Source organism: Actinomadura sp. RB99 (assembly GCF_014706005.1).
GTDB lineage: Bacteria > Actinomycetota > Actinomycetes > Streptosporangiales > Streptosporangiaceae > Spirillospora.
The window spans coordinates 1-17903 of the sequence record NZ_JABMCA010000099.1 but is presented as its reverse complement, the minus strand read 5'-3'; the positions used below and the strand labels follow the sequence as shown (position 1 = coordinate 17903).

Sequence of the window (17903 nt, the reverse complement as noted above, 5' to 3'; positions counted from 1 at the left end):
GAAGATCACCGTCGACGCCCAGGGCGAGATCCTCGAACTCAAGGACACCGTCAACACGATGGTCGACACCCTCTCGGCCTTCGCCGACGAGGTCACCCGCGTCGCCCGCGAGGTCGGCACCGAAGGCCGTCTCGGCGGCCAGGCCAACGTGCCCGGCGCCGGCGGCGTCTGGCGGGACTTGACCAACAACGTCAACGGGATGGCGTCCAACCTGACCTACCAGGTCCGCAACATCGCCCAGGTCACCACCGCCGTCGCCGAGGGCGACCTCGGCAAGAAGATCACCGTCGACGCCCAGGGCGAGATCCTCGAACTCAAGGACACCGTCAACACGATGGTCGACACCCTCTCGGCCTTCGCCGACGAGGTCACCCGCGTCGCCCGCGAGGTCGGCACCGAGGGGCGCCTCGGCGGCCAGGCCAACGTCCAGGGCGTCAGCGGGGTCTGGAAGAACCTGACCGACAACGTCAACTCGATGGCGAACAACCTGACCGTGCAGGTCCGGGGGATCGCGCAGGTCACCACGGCGGTCGCGCAGGGCGACCTGACCCGCAAGATCGAGGTCGACGCGCAGGGCGAGATCCTTCAGCTCAAGGACACGCTGAACACGATGGTCGACACGCTGTCGGCGTTCGCGGACGAGGTCAGCCGGGTCGCCCGCGAGGTCGGCACGGAGGGCCGCCTCGGCGGCCAGGCGCACGTGCCCGGCGCGGGCGGCATGTGGAAGGACCTGACCGACAACGTCAACGGGATGGCGTCCAACCTGACCTACCAGGTCCGCAACATCGCGCAGGTCGCGACGGCGGTCGCGCACGGCGACCTGACCCGCCGCATCGACGTCGACGCGCAGGGCGAGATCCTGGAGCTGAAGACGACGCTGAACACGATGGTGGACACCCTGTCGTCGTTCGCGTCCGAGGTGACCCGGGTCGCCCGCGAGGTGGGCAGCGAAGGGCGGCTCGGCGGGCAGGCCGAGGTCGAGGGCGTCTCCGGCACCTGGAAGCGGCTCACCGAGAGCGTGAACGAGCTGGCCCGCAACCTGACCACGCAGGTCCGCGCGATCGGCGCGGTGGCCAGCGCGGTCGCCACCGGCGACCTGACCCGGACGATCACCGTGGAGGCGCGCGGCGAGGTCGCCGAGCTGTCCGACAACGTCAACCTGATGGTCGCCACCCTGCGCGAGACGACCCGCGCGAACGAGGAGCAGGACTGGCTGAAGACCAACCTGGCCCGGATCGGCGGGCTCATGCAGGGCCACCGGGACCTGATGCAGGTCGCCGAGCTGATCATGCGGGAGCTGACGCCGACGGCGAGCGCCCAGTACGGCGCGTTCTACCTGGCCGAGGGCGGCGAGGAGACCGAGCTGGTGCTGATCGCCGGGTACGGGACGCGGCGCAGCCGGATCGGCACGGTCCGGTTCGCGCTCGGCGAGGGGCTCGTCGGGCAGGCCGCGCAGGAGCGCCGCCCGCTGCTGATCAACGACGCGCCCGCCGACTACGTCCGGATCGGGTCGGGGCTGGGCGAGTCGTCGCCGGTCAACATCATCGTGCTGCCGATCGTGTTCGAGGACGAGGTGCTCGGCGCGATCGAGCTGGCCTCGTTCGGCCGGTTCACGGACGTGCACCTGGCGTTCTTCAGCCAGCTGATCGAGACGATCGGGGTGACGCTGAACGCGATCCGCGCCAACACCCGGACCGAGGCGCTGCTCGGCGAGTCCCAGCGGCTCGCGCAGGAGCTCCAGGAACGCTCCGACGAGCTGCAGCGCCAGCAGGGCGAGCTGCGGCACTCCAACACCGAGCTGGAGGAGAAGGCGGCGCTGCTCGCCCAGCAGAACCGGGCGATCGAGATCCAGAACTTCCAGATCGAGCAGGCGCGGCGGACGCTGGAGGAGCGCGCCGAGCAGCTGGCGATCTCCTCGCGGTACAAGTCGGAGTTCCTGGCGAACATGTCGCACGAGCTGCGGACGCCGCTGAACAGCCTGCTGGTGCTGGCCAAGCTGCTGTCGGAGAACCAGGGCGGCAACCTCACCGACAAGCAGGTGGAGTTCGCGCGGACGATCCACGAGTCCGGCACCGACCTGCTGGAGCTGATCAACGACATCCTCGACCTGGCCAAGGTGGAGGCCGGGAAGATGGAGGCGCATCCGCAGCGGCTGTCGGTGCCGGCGCTGGTGGACTACGTCGACGCGACGTTCCGCCCGCTGTCGGTCGACAAGGGGCTGCACTTCGGGGTGGAGGTCGCGCCGGACGTCCCGCCGACGCTGAACACCGACGAGCAGCGGCTGCAGCAGGTGCTGCGGAACCTGCTGTCGAACGCGGTGAAGTTCACCGCCGAGGGCGAGGTCCGGCTGGTGATCGAGCGGGCCGGGGACATCGACTTCACGCTGCCGGCGCTGTGGAACACCCCGGACGTCATCGCGTTCCGGGTGATCGACACCGGCATCGGGGTGAGCGCCGACAAGCTGCAGGAGATCTTCGAGCCGTTCCAGCAGGCCGACGGGACCACCAGCCGCCGCTACGGCGGCACCGGGCTGGGCCTGTCGATCAGCCGGAACATCGCCCGGCTGCTGGGCGGCGAGATCCAGGCGGAGAGCCAGCCGGGCCGCGGCAGCGTGTTCACGCTGTACCTGCCGGCCCAGTACAGCGAGGCGGAAGGCCGCCGGCGGTCCGCGGCGCAGGAGGAGGCCGAGGGTGCGGCGGAGGCCGCGCCCGCGCTGCCGGCGGGCGGTCCCGCCGAGGGCGGCGCGCCGCGCGCGGCGTCCGGCCGCGAGAACGGGCTTCCGGCCGACCAGCGGCCTCCCGGTGAGGTCCGGCGGCCCGAGCCCGCGCTGAACGGGATGCTGGCGGAGCCGCCGGCGGACTTCGTCGACAGGGTGCTGTCGGGCCGCAAGGTGCTGATCGTCGACGACGACGTCCGCAACGTGTTCGCGCTGACGTCCGTCCTGGAGGGGTACGGGATGGAGGTCCTGTACGCCGAGGACGGGCAGGCGGGGATCGACCTGCTGCACCGCAACCCGGACGTGGCGATCGTGCTGATGGACGTGATGATGCCCGGCCTGGACGGGTACGCGACGACGGCGGCGATCAGGCAGATGCCGCAGTTCGCCGAGCTGCCGATCATCGTGATCACCGCGAAGGTGATGAAGGGCGATCGGGAGAAGAGCCTCGAATCGGGCGCGTCGGACTACGTGCCGAAGCCCGTCGACGTGGATCATCTCCTTGACGTCATGAGGAACTGGCTGCAACCCTCCATCGTCCGCTGAGGAGAGGAGTCGCCTGGCAGGTAGGGTCGCCGTGGGGCCGGGCGTGGGGCTGGGCGTGGCCGCACGGCGGGAGGCCGGACCGGAATCGGAGAGACGACGCGTGGACGACAAGGCGAAGATCCTGCTCGTGGACGACCGCGAGGAGAACCTGATCGCACTGGAGGCCATTCTCAGTTCGCTCGATCAGGATCTGGTCCGGGCGCGCTCCGGCGAGGAGGCGCTGAAGGCGCTGCTCACCGACGAGTACGCGGTCATCCTGCTGGACGTCGTCATGCCGGGGATGGACGGGTTCGAGACGGCGCGCGACATCAAGCGCCGCAAGAAGACCCGCGACCTGCCGATCATCTTCCTCACGGCGGTGAACAGCGACCCCGACTACGCGTTCCGCGGGTACGCGGCGGGCGCGGTCGACTTCATCTCCAAGCCGTTCGACCCGTGGGTGCTGCGCGCGAAGGTGTCGGTGTTCGTGGAGCTGCACACCAAGAACAAGCAGCTGCGCGACCAGACGGCGCTGCTGCGGGAGCAGGCCGCGCTGCTGCGCGAGCAGTCGACGCTGCTGAAGGCGCGGGACGCCGGGGCCCCGGGTGAGAACGGGGACGGTCCGCGGCCTGCGGATCCGCAGGTCGCCGACCGGCTGGCCGCGGTGGCCGAGCAGGCCGAGACCGTCGGCAAGCACCTGCCGGCGGCGCGGCGCGGCGAGTACGACGAGCTGGAGCGGCGCCTGGCGGCGCTGCGGGAGGCCCTCCTGCCCGCCGAGTGAACCGCGGTCCCGCCCCGAGGGATGATCGACTGGCCGTGTCCGGTCAGTGACGCTTTGCGCCCTTCGGTGTCGGGGATGCTTCCGCCGGGAGGTGGGCCGTGGACGTCGCGGGGCTGTTCCTCGCGGGCGCCGGGGCGGGGCTGCTGGCGGGCGGCACCACGTGCGCGGCGACGCAGATCGGCCTACTGACCGGAGCGGTGGGCGGTGCGGCCGGCGCCGGTTCCGGCCCGGCGGGGACGCGCCCGGTACGGCAGGTCTCGGTGTTCCTGGCGTCGAAGCTGGTCTCGCATGCGGCGCTGGGTGCGCTGCTGGGGCTGGCGGGCGGTGCGGTGCAGCCGGGTCCGCGGGTGCGCGGGGCGCTGCTGGCGGCGGCCGCGGCGGCGCTGGCGCTGTTCGCCCTCGATCTGCTGGGCTTCCGGCCGGTGCGCCGCCTGCTGGGACGAGGCCGGGAGCACTCCCCCGAGGCCGGGGAGGGCGAGGACGCCTGTCACCCACCCCAACGCGGGCGCTCCCGGCGGCCCGCCGTGCTGGGCGCCGCGACGGTGCTGGTCCCGTGCGGGCTGACGCTGTCGGCGGAGCTGCTGGCCGTGACGTCGCGTTCCGCGCTCGGCGGCGCGGTGGTCATGGGCGCGTTCGTGCTGGGCACGGCGCCGCTGTTCGGGCTGATCGGCGTCACCGTCGGGCGGACGATGGCGCTGCTGCGGGGGCGGCTGACCGCGCTGCTCGCCGTGGCGCTGCTCGCGGCGTCCGGCTGGACGCTGCTGTCAGGCCTGCGGCTCGGCGGCTGGCTCCCGTCCGGCGGCGGGGCGACGGCGGCGGCCGACTCGGCCCGGTTCGTCCCGACGGACGCGGCGGGCACCCAGGTCGTGACGGTGTGGGCCCTGGACCAGGGCTACCGGCCCGCGCTGCTGACGGCGCGGGCCCGCGTGCACACCGTCCTCGTGCTGCGGACCCGGCACACCTCCGGGCACATGCGGGTCTTCACCATCCCGAGCCGCGACAAGGACGTCTACCTGCCCGCGACCGGCGAGACCCGCGTCGACCTGGGCGCCCCGGCCCCGGGCCGGATGCCGTTCATGTGCGCGTCCGGCCACTTCCCCGGCGCGATCACCTTCCGCTGACCCCGGGGGGGTCAGGAGGAGGCGGCGAGCTTCGCGCGGGCGGCGGCGATGCGGGCGAGGGTCCGGTCGCGGCCGAGGATCTCCAGGGACTCGAACAGCGGCAGGCCCACGGTGCGGCCGGTGACGGCGACGCGGACGGGCGCCTGCGTCTTGCCGAGCTTGAGGCCGTGCTCGGCGCCGATCCGCTCCAGCCGCTCCTTCAGCTCGTCGGCGTTCCACGGGGCGTCCTGGTAGGCGGCCTCGGTGGCGGCGAGGATGTCGGCGGCGGGCTCCTTCATCGCCTTGTTCCAGGACTGCTCGTCGGCGGGCGGCTCGTCCAGGAACGCGAAGTCGATCATCTGGACGATCTCCGAGAGCAGCGCGACGCGGGTCTGCGCGAGCGGCGCCAGCTCGGCGAACACCGCGACGTCCACGTCGAACGGCGCCTCCTGCAGGAACGGCAGGCACTCGGCGATGAACTTCTGCTCCGGCAGCGCCCGGATGTACTCGCCGTTGATCGCGCGCAGCTTCTTGACGTCGAAGAAGGCCGGCGAGGAGTTGACGTCCTCGATGCGGAACTCGTCGACGATCACGTCCCACGGGACGATCTCGCGGTCGCCGGACGGGGCCCAGCCGAGCAGCATCAGGTAGTTGCGCATCGCCTCGGCGAGGTAGCCCTCGGCGCGGTAGTCCTCCAGGGCGACCTTGTCGCGGCGCTTGGACAGCTTCTGCCGCTTCTCGTTGACGATCACCGGGACGTGCGCCCAGACGGGCGGCTCGCCGCCGAGCGCCTCCCACAGCAGCTGCTGCTTGGGCGCGTTGGACAGGTGCTCCTCGCCGCGCACGACGTGGGTGATGCCCTGGCTCATGTCGTCGACGGCGTTGGCCAGCAGGAACGTGACCGACCCGTCGGCGCGGGCGATGACGAAGTCCTCCAGCACGGCGTTGTCGAAGACGGGCTTGCCGCGCAGCAGGTCCACGACGGTGGTCTGGCCCTCGTCGGGGGTGCGGAAGCGCAGGGCGCGCCCGGGGCCGGGCTCCAGGTCGCGGTCGCGGCAGAACCCGTCGTAGCCCTTGTGCTGGTCGCCGGTGCGGGCGACGACGGCCTCGCGGGTGCAGTCGCAGTAGTAGGCGCGGCCCTGGTCACGCAGCGTCCGGGCGGCCTCGACGTGCTTGTCGGCGTTGGCGGACTGGAAGTACGGGCCCTCGTACTGCTCCCCGTCCATGCCGAGCCAGGCCAGGGCGCGGATGATGCCCTCGGTCCACTCGGGGCTGTTGCGGGAGGCGTCGGTGTCCTCGATCCGCAGCACGAGCGTGCCGCCCGACTGGGCGGCCATCACCCAGTTGAACAGCGCGGAGCGGGCGCCGCCGACGTGGAACATGCCGGTCGGCGACGGCGCGAAACGTACCCGGATCGAAGAGCTCGTTGACATGCCCTCAAGGGTAGAGCGAGCGAGGCCCCGCTCGCGCCCGGATAAGGGCGCGCCGCGCGGCGCGCCCTTATCGAGGCGCGGTTCCCGCCGGGCGCGGGGCGCCCGTCAGGGCTTCCAGTACGGGTCGCGGCCGGCGAGCCCGAGCAGGCGTTCGAGCAGCGGCGCGTCCTCCGGGACCGCGACCTCCGGGCCGAACGCGCCGTACTTGCGGCTGAACTCCGCGGTCGGGACGAGCTGCTCCCAGGCGGCCTCGACGACCTCCGGCGGGAGGCCGGGCTCGCGGCCGGTGGCGACGGCGAGGTCCCAGCCGTGCACGACGCACTCGCCGAGCACGATCCCGGCGATGAACGAGGCGGGCATGCCCTCCTTGGCGCCGGTCAGGCTGGTCTTCCCCTCCCAGGCGGCGGGGTCGCTCCACGCGTCGGCGGTCCTGCGGGCCTGCTCGGCGAACCGCTCGGCCCAGCCGGGCTCGGCGGTGAAGTCGTGGTCCTCGCCGGGCCCGGTCACGGGCTCCCTGCGCGCGGCGGTCTCGCCCCGCCCGTTCCACAGGATCAGGTGGTTGACCAGTGCCCGCACGTCCCAGCCGGAGCACGGGGTCGGCGCGTCGAGGCGGTCCTCCGGTGTCTCCAGGACGATCCGCGCCGCGGCGTCAGCGGCGGGCCGCATCTGCCTCCGGATGTCCATGACGACTCCTTCGCTCATTCGTTCGAACATGGGTCCACGCTAGGCCGGGCCGCCGCGCGCGGTCTTGAAAAAACACGACACCGCTAGCCTGGTCCGATGGGCCGATCCCTACCCGGCGGGACGCGCGGAATCCTGCGCCCGCGGACGGGCCTGGAGAGCTTCCGGGTCGAGCGGGCCGCGCCGTCGCCCGCCCTCGCCCCCTTCGTGGACTTCTTCTGGACGCTGCGCTGGGACCTGCGGGGGCGCCCGCCCCACCGGCAGCAGGTGCTGACCCGGCCGTCGGTGCACATGACCTTCACCAGCTACCTGACGAGCGGCGCGACGCGGGCGCGGATCGTGGGCGTGGTGCGCGACGACTTCGTCGAGGAGATCGCGGACGAGGGCCGGGTGATCGGCGCGGCGTTCCGTCCGGGCGGGTTCCGGCCGTTCCTGGACGGCCCGGTGGCCGCGCTGACCGGCCGGTTCGCGGGCGTGGACGAGGTGTTCGGCGCGCCCGGGCTCGACCTGGCCGCGGAGGTCTTCGCGACGCCCGGCGACGCGGCGGCCGTCGCCCGGCTGGAGGCGTTCCTCGCCGGGCTGCGTCCCGAGCCCGCCCCGTCCGCCGAGCGGGCCGCCGCGATCGTCGGGCGCATCGCGGGACGGCCCGGCGTCGTCCGCGTCGGGGAGCTGGCCCGGGACGAGGGCGTGAGCCCGCGCAGCCTGCAGCGGCTGTTCCACGAGTACGTCGGGATCGGCCCGAAGTGGGTCATCCGCAGGTTCCGGATGATCGAGGCGGCCGAGCGGGCCGAGGCGGGCACCCAGGTCGACTGGGCGCGGCTGGCCGCCGAGCTGGGCTACGCCGACCAGGCGCACTTCACCCGCGACTTCACCGCCGCCGTCGGCACCTCGCCCGCCCGGTACGCACGGGAGGAGGAACTGGCAGGATCGGGACATGACGGACCCCCTCGCGATCCCCGGCCCCCTCGATGACCTGACGGCCTTCCACCGGCTCGCCGCGGAGCGGCTGGGCGGGTTCGAGCACACCACCGTCCCGGACGGGCCGGGTCTGCGCCGTGCCGGGGTCGTGCTGTGCGCCGTGGAGCAGGACGGCGTCCCGTCGGTGATCCTGATCAGGCGCGCGTACCAGGGGCGGAACGCCGGGCAGTGGGGCCTGCCCGGCGGCCGGCTGGAGGACGGCGAGACCGCCGAGGAGGCGGCGCTGCGGGAACTGCGGGAGGAGATCGGCCTGGTCGCGGGCCCGGCCGACGTGGTCGGCCGGCTGGACGACTTCCCCGCCGCGTCCGGTTTCGCGATCACCCCGATCGTGGTCGTGCTCGACGATCCCGGGCCGCTCGTCCCGAACCCGGACGAGGTCCACTCCGTCCACTACACGAGCCTGCGCAGGCTGGCCGACGACGACACCCCGAGGTGGGTGCCGCTCCCGGACGGCGGCAGCCTGCTGCAGATGTGGCTCGCGCCGGACTGGCGGGTGCACGCCCCGACCGGCGCGATGCTGTGGCAGTTCCGCGAGGTGGTGCTGCTCGGGCGCCGGGCCAGGGTCGCGGACTTCGCCCAGCCCGACTGGACCCGCAACTAGCGGGCCCGCCGGGCGGGTCCCGGCCCGGCGGGGCGCGGTGCGGCGGGGCGGGGCGCGTGACGGCGGCTAGAAGGTGCCGCCGTCGATGACGATGCGCTGCCCGGTGAGGTAGGACGCGCCGTCCGACACCAGGAACCGGACGACGTCGGCGACCTCCTCCGGCGTGCAGACGTGCCCGTAGGGGGAGGCCGCGTCCACCTGGCGGATGTCGTCGACACCCATCGTCGCGCGCACCAGGCGCCGCCCCATGTCGGTGTCCACGACGCCCGGAGCGACCACGTTGACGTGCATGCCGTTGGCGCGCTCCTCCTTCGACAGCACCTGCGCCAGCGCCTCTTGGGCCGCCTTGCCCATGGCGTAGGGGCCCGAGTTCGCGTGCATCAGGTCGGTGACCACGCTGGACACGAACACGATGTCGCTGCGGTCGGCGCGCCTCAGCAGCGGGATCAGCGCCTGGCTGAGGTGGTGCGGCCCGAAGGCGTGCACGCGCAGCACCCGCTCCAGCTCGGCCGGGTCGGTGTCGGCCACGCTGTTGCCGCGGCTGGCGATCCCGGCGCTGTGCACGAGGATGTCCAGCTCGCCGAGTCCCTCCTCGACCGCGGCGGCGAGGGCCCGGCAGGCGTCGAGGGAGTCGACGGACGCCTGGAAGGCGTGGCCGCGCGACCCGGCGGCCTCGATGTCGGCGACGGTCTTGCGGGCGGCCTCCTCGTCGCGCCGGTAGGCGATCGCGACCCGGGCGCCGTCGGCGGCGAGGGCCAGCGCGATGGCGCGGCCGATCCCCCGGCTGCCCCCGGTGACCAGGGCCGTACGGCCGGCGAGAGAACTCATGGGCACTCCTTCGTCAGATCGCGGAACGCGGAGCACCATCCTGCCCGCCGCGCGGCCGCGCCCGTAAGCGGCCCCTGACAAGAATCCGCGCGCCCCCTTGCGGGCGGCGCGGCGGCCGCGCTGGCGCCCCTGGCGACCGTCACCGGATCGTGACCCCCGCTAACCAAACGGACATATCCGGTTTATTCAAGTATTCAAGACTTGGTGGCTCGTGCTCCCGAGCGAAAAGGAGTTCCCGTGAGACGCACGGGGATCACCGCCACCGCCCTCACCGCCACCCTCGCCACCGCCCTCACCGGCACCGCCCTCACCGGCACCGCTCTCCTCGCCCCCGCCGCCGACGCCGCTCCGCCGCCCCCGCCCGGCGCGAGCACCGCCGCCACCCATCTGGCCGGCCTCACCGTCGCCCCCGAGGGGTCGGAGTCCGGCTACAGCCGCGACAAGTTCCCGCACTGGATCACCCAGTCCGGGACGTGCAACACCCGCGAGGTCGTCCTCAAGCGCGACGGCGTGAACGTCACCACCGACTCCTCCTGCGCCGCCGTCTCCGGCACCTGGACGAGCCCCTACGACGGCGCGACCTGGACCCAGGCCTCCGACCTGGACATCGACCACATGGTCCCGCTGGCCGAGGCGTGGCGGTCGGGCGCCTCGTCCTGGACGACCGCGCGCCGCCAGGCGTTCGCCAACGACCTGGACTCCTCGCAGCTGTGGGCCGTCACCGACAACGTCAACCAGGCCAAGGGCGACAAGGACCCCGCCGAGTGGACCCCGCCGCTCGCGAGCTTCGACTGCATGTACGCCCGCTCCTGGATCGACGTGAAGTACCGCTACGGCCTGACCGTCGACTCCGCGGAGAAGACGGCCCTGACCCGGCTGCTCGCCACCTGCTGAGACACGGCGGTTGCCGAGACACCCGCTGAGACGCCGCCCTTACTGAGACGCCGGCCGGGCGGTGCGGGCCGCGCGGGCCCGCACCGCCCGGCCGGCGCGATCAGCGGGCGAGGGCGCGCAGCCACGCCGCGCCCCGCTCCAGATCGTCGTCGGTGAGGCCGACCAGGGGGTCGACGGAGACGAGGAGATGGTCGGCGACGCCCTCCTCGGCGGCGATGCACTCCGTCGCGTCGGGCTCGTCCTCGAACCACACGAACGGCCTCCGCTCGACCCATGCCGCGACGTGCCGGGCCTTCCACGCGCCGAGGGTGCGGCCCTCCTCGATGCCCGGGAACCGCGGGATCGGCACGAACGGCAGCCGGGGCAGCCCGACCCGGGGCGAGATCCACTCGTTGGCGTTGTCGCACCAGTAGCTCGCCCAGGCCAGCTCGGCGCCCGCCGACTCGGCCAACTCGAGCAGCGCCGGGCCGTGCGCGGCGTTCAACCACAGGCGGAACGTGACGCCGTTGGGCGAGCAGCGATGGCGGCGATAGCCCCGGTGCGGCCTTTCGAACGGATTGAGCACTCCGTCAACGTCCAGCAGCACCAGCGGCGACCCCATACCCGAGAACCTACGGCATGCGGCACGGATGTTACATCAAGGTCATTTTGGGCAGCGTTTTGACAGTTTTGGCTCCATGACCGAAACTGCACCGGGCCATCGAGGCGACACCCCGTGGAAAGGCGGTAACGAGGCGTGAGCGACCAGGATTTGAGGACGGCACCGGCCGAGCCGTCGCACGTCGACGCGGGCGACGCCGGCTACCGCAAGTCCCTCAAGACGCGCCACGTCAACATGATCGCGATCGGCGGCGCCATCGGCACCGGGCTGTTCCTCGGCGCCGGCGGGCGGCTGGCCAGCGCCGGCCCGTCCCTGGCCATCGCCTACGCGGTCTGCGGGTTCTTCTCGTTCATGGTCGTGCGGGCGCTCGGCGAGCTGGTCCTGCACCGCCCCTCGTCGGGGTCGTTCGTCTCCTACTCGCGCGAGTTCATGGGCGAGAAGGGCGCGTTCGTCGCGGGCTGGATGCACTTCCTGAACTGGTCGACGACCGGCATCGTCGACATCACGGCGATCGCGCTCTACATCCACTACTGGAAGGCGTTCACGAGCATCCCGCAATGGGTGCTCGCGCTGATCGCGCTGGCGGTCGTCGTCACGATCAACCTGATCTCCGTGCGGATCTTCGGCGAGCTGGAATTCTGGTTCTCCATCGTCAAGGTCGGCGCGCTCGTCGCGTTCATGTGCATCGGCATCGTGCTGGTCGTGACCGGCCACAAGGTCGGCGCGCAGGACGCCGGGCCGCTGACGATCCTCGACCACGGCGGCATCTTCCCCAAGGGCGTGCTGCCGATGCTCGTGGTCGTGCAGGGCGTCGTGTTCGCCTACGCCTCCACCGAGCTGGTCGGCGTCGCGGCCGGGGAGACCGAGAACCCCGAGAAGGTCATGCCGAAGGCGATCAACTCGATCGTCTGGCGGATCCTGGTGTTCTATGTGGGGTCGGTGCTGCCGCTCACGATGCTGCTGCCGTGGAGCGCCTACAAGGACGGCGAGAGCCCCTTCGTCACCGTGCTGTCCAAGCTCGGCGTGCCCGCCGCGGGCGGCGTGATGAACCTCATCGTGCTCACCGCGGCGCTGTCCAGCCTGAACTCCGGGCTGTACTCCACCGGCCGGATCCTGCGCTCGCTCGGCGCCTCCGGGTCGGCGCCCCGGTTCACCACGGCGATGAGCCGGTCGCAGGTGCCCTACGGCGGCATCCTGATGACCACGGCGATCTGCGTGCTGGGCGTCGGCCTGAACGCGTGGGTCCCCAAGGACGCCTTCGAGATCGTGCTGAACTTCGCGGCGATCGGCATCCTCGGCTCGTGGGCGATGATCATGATCTCGCACCTGCTGTTCGTGCGGCGGGCCCGCACGGGCGCGCTGTCCCGCCCGTCGTACCGGCTGCCGGGCTCGCCGGTCACCGAGATCGTCACGCTGGCCTTCCTCGCCGCGGTCGTCGTGCTGATGTGGTTCGACTACGACGGCGAGGGCCACAAGACCGTGCTGGCCGTCCCGGTGATCATCGCCGCGCTGGTGGTCGGCTGGTTCTGCGCGCGGGGACGGGTCGCGTCCGTCGCGGCGGCCCGGACGGCGGACCCGATCGAAGAATGACCGATCCCTGACCCGCCGGGACCGGTTCGGTCCCGGCGCGGCGGGCATCGTGGGGGCATGTGCCGACTGTTCGGGATGACGACCGGCGGGCCCCGCGTGCAGGCCAGGTTCTGGCTGCTGGACGCCCCCGACAGCCTGTCCTCGCAGAGCCGCCGGATGCCCGACGGGACGGGCCTCGGCTGGTTCTCGCTCGGCGAGGAGCCGGTCCGCGACCGGGCGCCCATCGCGGCCTACGAGGACGCCGACTTCTGCGCCGAGGCCCGCGAGGTCGTCTCCCACACGTTCATGTCGCACGTCCGGTACGCCTCGACGGGCAAGCCGGACGTGCACAACTCCCACCCGTTCGTGATGGACGACCGGCTGTTCGCCCACAACGGGATGGTCCGGGGCCTCGACGTGATCCGCTCCTGGCTCACCGACGTGGACCTCGCGCGGGTCGGCGGGCAGACCGACTCGGAGCTGGTCTTCGCCTACGTCACGGCGGAGATCCGGCGGCACGGCGACACCATCGCCGGCCTGATCGCCGCGGTCCGGCGGATCGCCGCCGAGGTGCCGGTCTTCGCGCTCAACGTGCTGCTCGCCGAGTCGAGGCGGCTGTGGGCGCTGCGCTACCCCGACACCCACGAGCTGTGGGTGCTCAAGCACGACCTCGCCGAGAAGGGCGAGACCCGCCACATGGCGTCCGAGCGCGAGCCCGGACGCGTGCACGTGTCCGCGCACCGCGAGCCGGCCGTCGCCCACGTGCTGGCCAGCGAGCGGATGGACGACGCCGACGGCTGGCGGCTCCTCGCACCCGGTGAGCTGCTGGTCGTGGACGGCACGGACACCACCTCGCTGTTCCCGTTCGACCCGCCGGCCCACCGGATCTCCATGGACGATCTGTCGGTGACCGAGGCCACGTCGCAGACGTGATCTGCTTCACCCGCCGCCGCGTAGGGTTGACCGGGTCGGACGAGCGCCCCCGAGGAGTCCCGGAGCAATGGAGCACGAACTCACCCTGATGGCGGTCCACGCCCACCCGGACGACGAGGTCCTCAGCACCGGCGGGCTGCTCGCGCGCTGCGCCGCCGAGGGCATCCGCACGGTGCTGGTCACCTGTACCAACGGCGAGCAGGGCGACGACTCCGGCGGCGTGAAGCCGGGCGAGCCGGGCCACGACGCGGAGGAGGTCGCGCGGCGGCGGCTGGCCGAGGTCCGCGAGTCCGCCGGGATCCTGGCGGTCGAGCACCTGGAGCTGCTCGGCTACCGCGACTCCGGCATGGAGGGCTGGTCCACCAACGAGGACCCGCGGGCGTTCGCGAACGTCCCGCTGGAGGAGTCCGCGGGGCGGCTGGCCGAGCTGATGGAGCGGTACCGTCCGCAGGTCGTCGTCACCTACGACGAGAACGGCGGGTACGGGCACCCCGACCACATCCAGGCGCACCGCATCGCCGTCGCCGCCACCGAGAAGACCGGCATCCCCGACAAGCTGTACTACACGGCGATCCCCCGGTCCGGCATCGCGAAGATGTTCGAGGTCGCGAAGGCCGCCGGGGTGGACGTCGGCTTCGAACCGCCGGACGACTTCGGCGTCCCGGACGAGATGATCACCAGCGTGGTGGACGTCGCGCCCTACGCCGCCCGCAAGGTCAAGGCGCTGGAGGCGCACGCGAGCCAGGGCGAGAACATCTTCTTCCTGCGCCTGCCCGAGGAGGTCCAGCACATGGTCTTCGCGAACGAGACGTTCGTCCGGCACTTCAACCGCGTGGACGCCGCCCCCGACCACGAGGACGACCTGTTCGCGGGCCTGCGCTGACGGCGCGGCCCCGCCTGACCCGCGCGGCCCTGCCTGACCACGCACGACCCCGCCTGACCCGCACGGGCGCGGCCCAGGCGGACGGGGCTTAGGAGAGCGGGCTCAGGCGGGCGCGCCGCGCCTCGCCTGGGCCCGGTAGTGGTCGAGGACGTCCTGCCGCAGCAGGTGGCCGAAGCCCGCCCGCTCCAGCCGCAGCGCCAGGGCCGCCTCGCCGATGCCGAGGGCGGCGGCCGTCGCGCCCAGCCGCCACTCGTGCGCGGCCAGGCGCGTCAGCAGGTGGCCGCGGCGCACCTGCGAGTCCGAGAGCCGGTACGTCTTCAGGTAGGCGACGCGGCCGTCCTCCCCGGTGATCGTCTCGCCGATGTGGTTCTCCTTGCGCAGCCCGAACGACGGCAGGAACCGCGACAGCTCAAACCCGTGCAGGCGCTGCACGCGCTGGCTGGTGCCGTCCTCGTCGAACAGGTCGCCGGCCATGACCTCGTCGTGGAAGGCGGCCCATTCGTCCCGGCGCCGGGACGCGGCGGCCCGCAGGTCGTGCAGCGAGGCGATCCCGGCGCCGTCGATCCCCGCCGACAGGTCGCCCGCCGGGAGCCCGAGCAGCCCGTAGTTGTAGATCAGCTCGCCGAACAGGTCCTCGACCAGCGTCGCGTGCAGGGCGCGGTAGTCGTCGGGATGCGGCGTGACGAACGCGCTGGCCAGCGCGTCGGCCACGTAGACGAGCACGCCGCACTGCCCGGGATGGATCTCGAAGATCCGGAGCGCGTCCCCCAGCCCGCGGACGTGGAGCCCGAGGTAGCTCTCCTCGCAGCGCGGCGACAGGCCGCGCGCCACCGCCCGCCTCGACCACTCCTCCCAGACGATCTCCGGGCCGCCGAAATGCAGGGCGAGGTAGCCCTCGACGGCCAGGTGCAGCGGCAGGAACCGGAGGCGGTCCTTCCCGGCCTTGCGCGCCATGCGCCGGGTGAGGCGGACGGGCATGCGCGGCGGGGCGGCCGCGGTGTCCCGCTCCAGCAGGCGCGTCCCGTAGGAGGCCGCCGGGGCCTGGTCGCCGTCGGCCCAGGTCGCCACGAACGCGTGCGGGACGAACGAGACGTAGGCGGACCCGTCGCCGACGTCCACGACGGACACCGGCTCCTCGTAGGCCTTCCGGTGCAGCCGCAGGTGCGGGACGGGCTCGTCCCGGACGAGCGGGACGAGCCGCACGGACCCCCAGACCTGCGCGGGCCGCGTCTCGAGCCCTTCCAGCGCGAACGTCATGCGCGCTCCCCCAGGAACCGGGCGGTCCGGTCGTCCAGGTGGGCGCGCAGCCCCGCGAGGCCGACCTGCCGCTCCGCGAAGCGGGCCAGCTCGACCAGGGTCGGCAGGTCCTCCGCGTCGCGGATGCCCGCGGTCGGCACGGCCGGGGACAGCCTCCGCACGTCGAAGTCGTCCGCGTCGTACACCGGGTTGAGGTGGGCGATCAGGACCCGCTGCCCGGGCGCCAGCCGGTGCCCGGGGTCGAGGCGCGTCCGCCAGATCCGCAGGACGTCGGCGGCGAGGCCGGGCGGCGCGTTGTCGAAGCCGTCGGAGACGATGATGAGCCGGTCGGGCCGCGTCTCCAGCGCGTCGATGATCCGCTCCCCCAGCGGCGTCGGGCCGAACGGGTAGGCGAGCAGCTCGTCGGTGCGGCCCGACGTCCACAGCGGCGTGTACTCCTTGGCGAGCGCCTCCAGCAGGTAGTGGGCGGCGAGCGCGACCGCGAGCGGCCGGCGGCGCTTCTGCCCGGAGCCGGTCGAGGAGTGGCTGTCGTCCAGCACCGCCGCGACGCGGCCCCACGAGCCGCGCGCCGGCCCGGCGACGCGGCGGGCGGCGGTCCGCAGCGCCCCGGTCAGTTCCGCACGGCGCGCCGCGCGGTCGTCGAGCGGGAGCGCGAGCACGTAGGACGCCAGCCGGGTCAGCGGCATCGCGGTCAGGTCCGCGGCCACGGCCGAAGCGCCGGCCTCGCGCGCGTTCTCCTGCAGGCGCAGCCGCTCCAGCCTGGTCATGCGGGGCGCGATGCGCTCCAGGAACACCTCGCGCGGCACGCGGTGCTTGGCCGCGAACCCCTCCGCGACGGTGTAGGGCAGCTCGTACAGCGCGGCCTTCTCGTAGTGCGCGCGCCGCCACTGCTCGAGGATGGGCGTCGCGTAGGACTTCGCCCGGAGCGGATCGAACAGGAAGACGCGGAGCTCGCCGCCGGGCTGGGCGTGGACGTGGCGGACGGCGGTCTTGACGCCGTTGCGGTACTTGACGGCGTCGAACGCGGGGTCGGCGCGGGCCTCCAGCCAGCCGCGGATGATCGCGCGCGTGCGCCGGTTGTTGACCTTCAGCCGGCGCAGCTCGCGGAACAGCCGGTACACCCGCTGCCGCGGCATCAGCTCCAGCCGCCGCGCGATCAGCCGCCCCTCGGCGCGGCGCCGCTCCACGCCGACGTCGGACGCCCGCACCAGCAGGTTGCGGATGATGATCGCGGCGTTGTGGTCGTTGACGTCGAGCGCGAGGGCCGCGGCGTAGACCTCCCGGTAGTTCTCCAGCGTGTAGGCGTGCAGGAACTCCAGGGAGAGGCGTTGGTCGCCGGGGGCGTGGTGGAACTCCCGCTGGCCGGTGGAGGTGATCGCGGCGTTGACGAACATCAGCGCGTCCTCGCAGGCGATCAGGTCCGCGAACGTCTCGCTCATCGTGATCCAACACAGGCCGGGGGATGGGGGCGCCGGCCGGGGAAGGGGAGCGCGAGCAGCGAATCATCGCTTTACAGGGCGGGTTCCGGAAGTCGCACCGAAGTCCCGCGGCCGGCCCCCGCACCGTAGCACCGGGGAGCGGGGGCGGGCGCGTCCATTTCCGGCGTCAGGGGCGGTAGGTGCCGAAGTACCACTCGTTGCCGTCCAGGTCGCGGGCGGCGTAGTCGCGCGAGCCGTAGTCGGTGTCGGCGAGCTCGCGGAAGATCTCGGCGCCGGCGGCCTTCGCGCGGGCGTGGTGGGCGTCCGGGTCGTCGATCGCCACGTACACGGCCGCCTTGACCCGCACGCCGGTGCCGAACATGAAGAGCCCGGTGTCGTACCCCATCTCGGCGTGGACGATCGCGCCGGAGTCGTTTCTGTGCACGTCGTGCGGGACGAACTCGAACGCCTTCTCCAGCCACTCCATCGACTTGTCGGGGTCGGCGGTGGCGATCAGCGGGTAGAAGGTCCGCCGGGTCTCGCTGGTCATGTCGTCCTCCTCGGTCGTCCGGTGACATGCCCAGTCTCCGCCGCGCCTCCCCGGCGGGTCTTGGACGAATGGGAGGTCGGAGGCGGTGCGGCCGCCCCGGCGCGGGTCGGGTCGGCGGGCGCCGGCGGAGGTCGCGGGCGCGGCGCCGGCGCCGG

Annotated in this window: 16 protein-coding genes; 9 read left to right on the top strand and 7 right to left on the bottom strand. The window is 72.8% G+C overall.

Annotated elements, in window-relative coordinates; translation table 11 throughout:
* From amrb99_RS45030 to amrb99_RS45020, 3 genes are all read left to right on the top strand, one after another.
* Positions 1-3262 (top strand): HAMP domain-containing protein (locus amrb99_RS45030; protein ID WP_241756534.1); only part of this gene is annotated, 3262 nt, incomplete at its 5' end.
* A 100-nt stretch (positions 3263-3362) separates the two neighbouring features.
* Entirely contained in the window at positions 3363-4022 is a 660-nt protein-coding gene (locus amrb99_RS45025) for a response regulator (protein ID WP_190868235.1), read from the top strand.
* Positions 4023-4120: 98 nt separating this feature from the next.
* Positions 4121-5143, top strand: coding sequence for a sulfite exporter TauE/SafE family protein (locus tag amrb99_RS45020; protein ID WP_190868234.1), 1023 nt, complete (start codon positions 4121-4123; stop codon positions 5141-5143).
* Between the two features lie 11 nt (positions 5144-5154).
* Here the strand turns inward: amrb99_RS45020 and gltX are convergent, their stop codons facing one another.
* A complete protein-coding gene (gltX, locus tag amrb99_RS45015) occupies positions 5155-6555 on the bottom strand; it encodes a glutamate--tRNA ligase (RefSeq protein ID WP_190868233.1) in 1401 nt (466 codons plus the stop codon).
* A 105-nt stretch (positions 6556-6660) separates the two neighbouring features.
* The gene (locus amrb99_RS45010) at positions 6661-7239 is read right to left on the bottom strand and encodes a TIGR03086 family metal-binding protein (protein ID WP_190868232.1); all 579 of its coding nucleotides are present in this window, start codon (positions 7237-7239) and stop codon (positions 6661-6663) included.
* Between the two features lie 96 nt (positions 7240-7335).
* Between amrb99_RS45010 and amrb99_RS45005 the strand changes: the two genes are divergently transcribed.
* Positions 7336-8208 carry a helix-turn-helix domain-containing protein gene (locus amrb99_RS45005; RefSeq protein WP_190868231.1) on the top strand — a complete coding sequence of 291 codons (873 nt, stop codon included), beginning with the start codon at positions 7336-7338 and terminating at the stop codon, positions 8206-8208.
* Positions 8171-8815, top strand: a complete 645-nt coding sequence (locus tag amrb99_RS45000) for a CoA pyrophosphatase (RefSeq protein ID WP_190868229.1) — start codon at positions 8171-8173, stop codon at positions 8813-8815. Before amrb99_RS45005 ends, amrb99_RS45000 begins: the two co-directional genes overlap by 38 nt.
* 66 nt (positions 8816-8881) lie before the next feature.
* Here the strand turns inward: amrb99_RS45000 and amrb99_RS44995 are convergent, their stop codons facing one another.
* A complete protein-coding gene (locus amrb99_RS44995; RefSeq protein WP_190868227.1) occupies positions 8882-9643 on the bottom strand; it encodes an SDR family oxidoreductase in 762 nt (253 codons plus the stop codon).
* 237 nt (positions 9644-9880) lie between these two features.
* On the opposite strand from amrb99_RS44995, the gene amrb99_RS44990 reads away from it, so the two are divergent.
* Complete coding sequence (locus tag amrb99_RS44990) at positions 9881-10537, top strand: DUF1524 domain-containing protein (protein ID WP_190868225.1); 657 nt, start codon at positions 9881-9883, stop codon at positions 10535-10537.
* A 100-nt stretch (positions 10538-10637) separates the two neighbouring features.
* On the opposite strand, the gene amrb99_RS44985 is transcribed toward amrb99_RS44990, so the two are convergent.
* Positions 10638-11138 carry an HAD domain-containing protein gene (locus amrb99_RS44985; protein WP_190868223.1) on the bottom strand — a complete coding sequence of 167 codons (501 nt, stop codon included), beginning with the start codon at positions 11136-11138 and terminating at the stop codon, positions 10638-10640.
* Between the two features lie 135 nt (positions 11139-11273).
* On the opposite strand from amrb99_RS44985, the gene amrb99_RS44980 reads away from it, so the two are divergent.
* From amrb99_RS44980 to amrb99_RS44970, 3 genes are all read left to right on the top strand, one after another.
* Positions 11274-12728 carry an amino acid permease gene (locus amrb99_RS44980; RefSeq protein WP_347257134.1) on the top strand — a complete coding sequence of 485 codons (1455 nt, stop codon included), beginning with the start codon at positions 11274-11276 and terminating at the stop codon, positions 12726-12728.
* A 57-nt stretch (positions 12729-12785) separates the two neighbouring features.
* Positions 12786-13640 (top strand): class II glutamine amidotransferase, encoded by an 855-nt coding sequence (locus amrb99_RS44975; protein WP_190868221.1) that lies wholly within the window; start codon positions 12786-12788, stop codon positions 13638-13640.
* A gap of 67 nt (positions 13641-13707) precedes the next feature.
* A complete protein-coding gene (locus tag amrb99_RS44970) occupies positions 13708-14523 on the top strand; it encodes a PIG-L family deacetylase (protein WP_190868219.1) in 816 nt (271 codons plus the stop codon).
* 102 nt (positions 14524-14625) lie between these two features.
* Here the strand turns inward: amrb99_RS44970 and amrb99_RS44965 are convergent, their stop codons facing one another.
* From amrb99_RS44965 to amrb99_RS44955, 3 genes are all read right to left on the bottom strand, one after another.
* The gene (locus amrb99_RS44965; protein WP_190868218.1) at positions 14626-15780 is read right to left on the bottom strand and encodes a hypothetical protein; all 1155 of its coding nucleotides are present in this window, start codon (positions 15778-15780) and stop codon (positions 14626-14628) included.
* Positions 15777-17219, bottom strand: a complete 1443-nt coding sequence (locus amrb99_RS44960; protein ID WP_190868216.1) for a hypothetical protein — start codon at positions 17217-17219, stop codon at positions 15777-15779. Before amrb99_RS44960 ends, amrb99_RS44965 begins: the two co-directional genes overlap by 4 nt.
* Positions 17220-17385: 166 nt before the next feature.
* Complete coding sequence (locus amrb99_RS44955) at positions 17386-17748, bottom strand: VOC family protein (protein WP_190868214.1); 363 nt, start codon at positions 17746-17748, stop codon at positions 17386-17388.
* Between the last annotated feature and the right edge of the window lie 155 nt (positions 17749-17903).

Coding starts and splice junctions, on each gene's coding strand:
- amrb99_RS44955 (WP_190868214.1), bottom strand. CDS start 17,748: ATGACCAGCGAGACCCGGCGGACCTTCTACCCGCTGATCGCCACCGCC.
- gltX (WP_190868233.1), bottom strand. CDS start 6,555: ATGTCAACGAGCTCTTCGATCCGGGTACGTTTCGCGCCGTCGCCGACC.
- amrb99_RS44995 (WP_190868227.1), bottom strand. CDS start 9,643: ATGAGTTCTCTCGCCGGCCGTACGGCCCTGGTCACCGGGGGCAGCCGG.
- amrb99_RS44960 (WP_190868216.1), bottom strand. CDS start 17,219: ATGAGCGAGACGTTCGCGGACCTGATCGCCTGCGAGGACGCGCTGATG.
- amrb99_RS45000 (WP_190868229.1), top strand. CDS start 8,171: ATGACGGACCCCCTCGCGATCCCCGGCCCCCTCGATGACCTGACGGCC.
- amrb99_RS44985 (WP_190868223.1), bottom strand. CDS start 11,138: ATGGGGTCGCCGCTGGTGCTGCTGGACGTTGACGGAGTGCTCAATCCG.
- amrb99_RS45010 (WP_190868232.1), bottom strand. CDS start 7,239: ATGGACATCCGGAGGCAGATGCGGCCCGCCGCTGACGCCGCGGCGCGG.
- amrb99_RS45005 (WP_190868231.1), top strand. CDS start 7,336: ATGGGCCGATCCCTACCCGGCGGGACGCGCGGAATCCTGCGCCCGCGG.
- amrb99_RS44970 (WP_190868219.1), top strand. CDS start 13,708: ATGGAGCACGAACTCACCCTGATGGCGGTCCACGCCCACCCGGACGAC.
- amrb99_RS44975 (WP_190868221.1), top strand. CDS start 12,786: ATGTGCCGACTGTTCGGGATGACGACCGGCGGGCCCCGCGTGCAGGCC.
- amrb99_RS44965 (WP_190868218.1), bottom strand. CDS start 15,780: ATGACGTTCGCGCTGGAAGGGCTCGAGACGCGGCCCGCGCAGGTCTGG.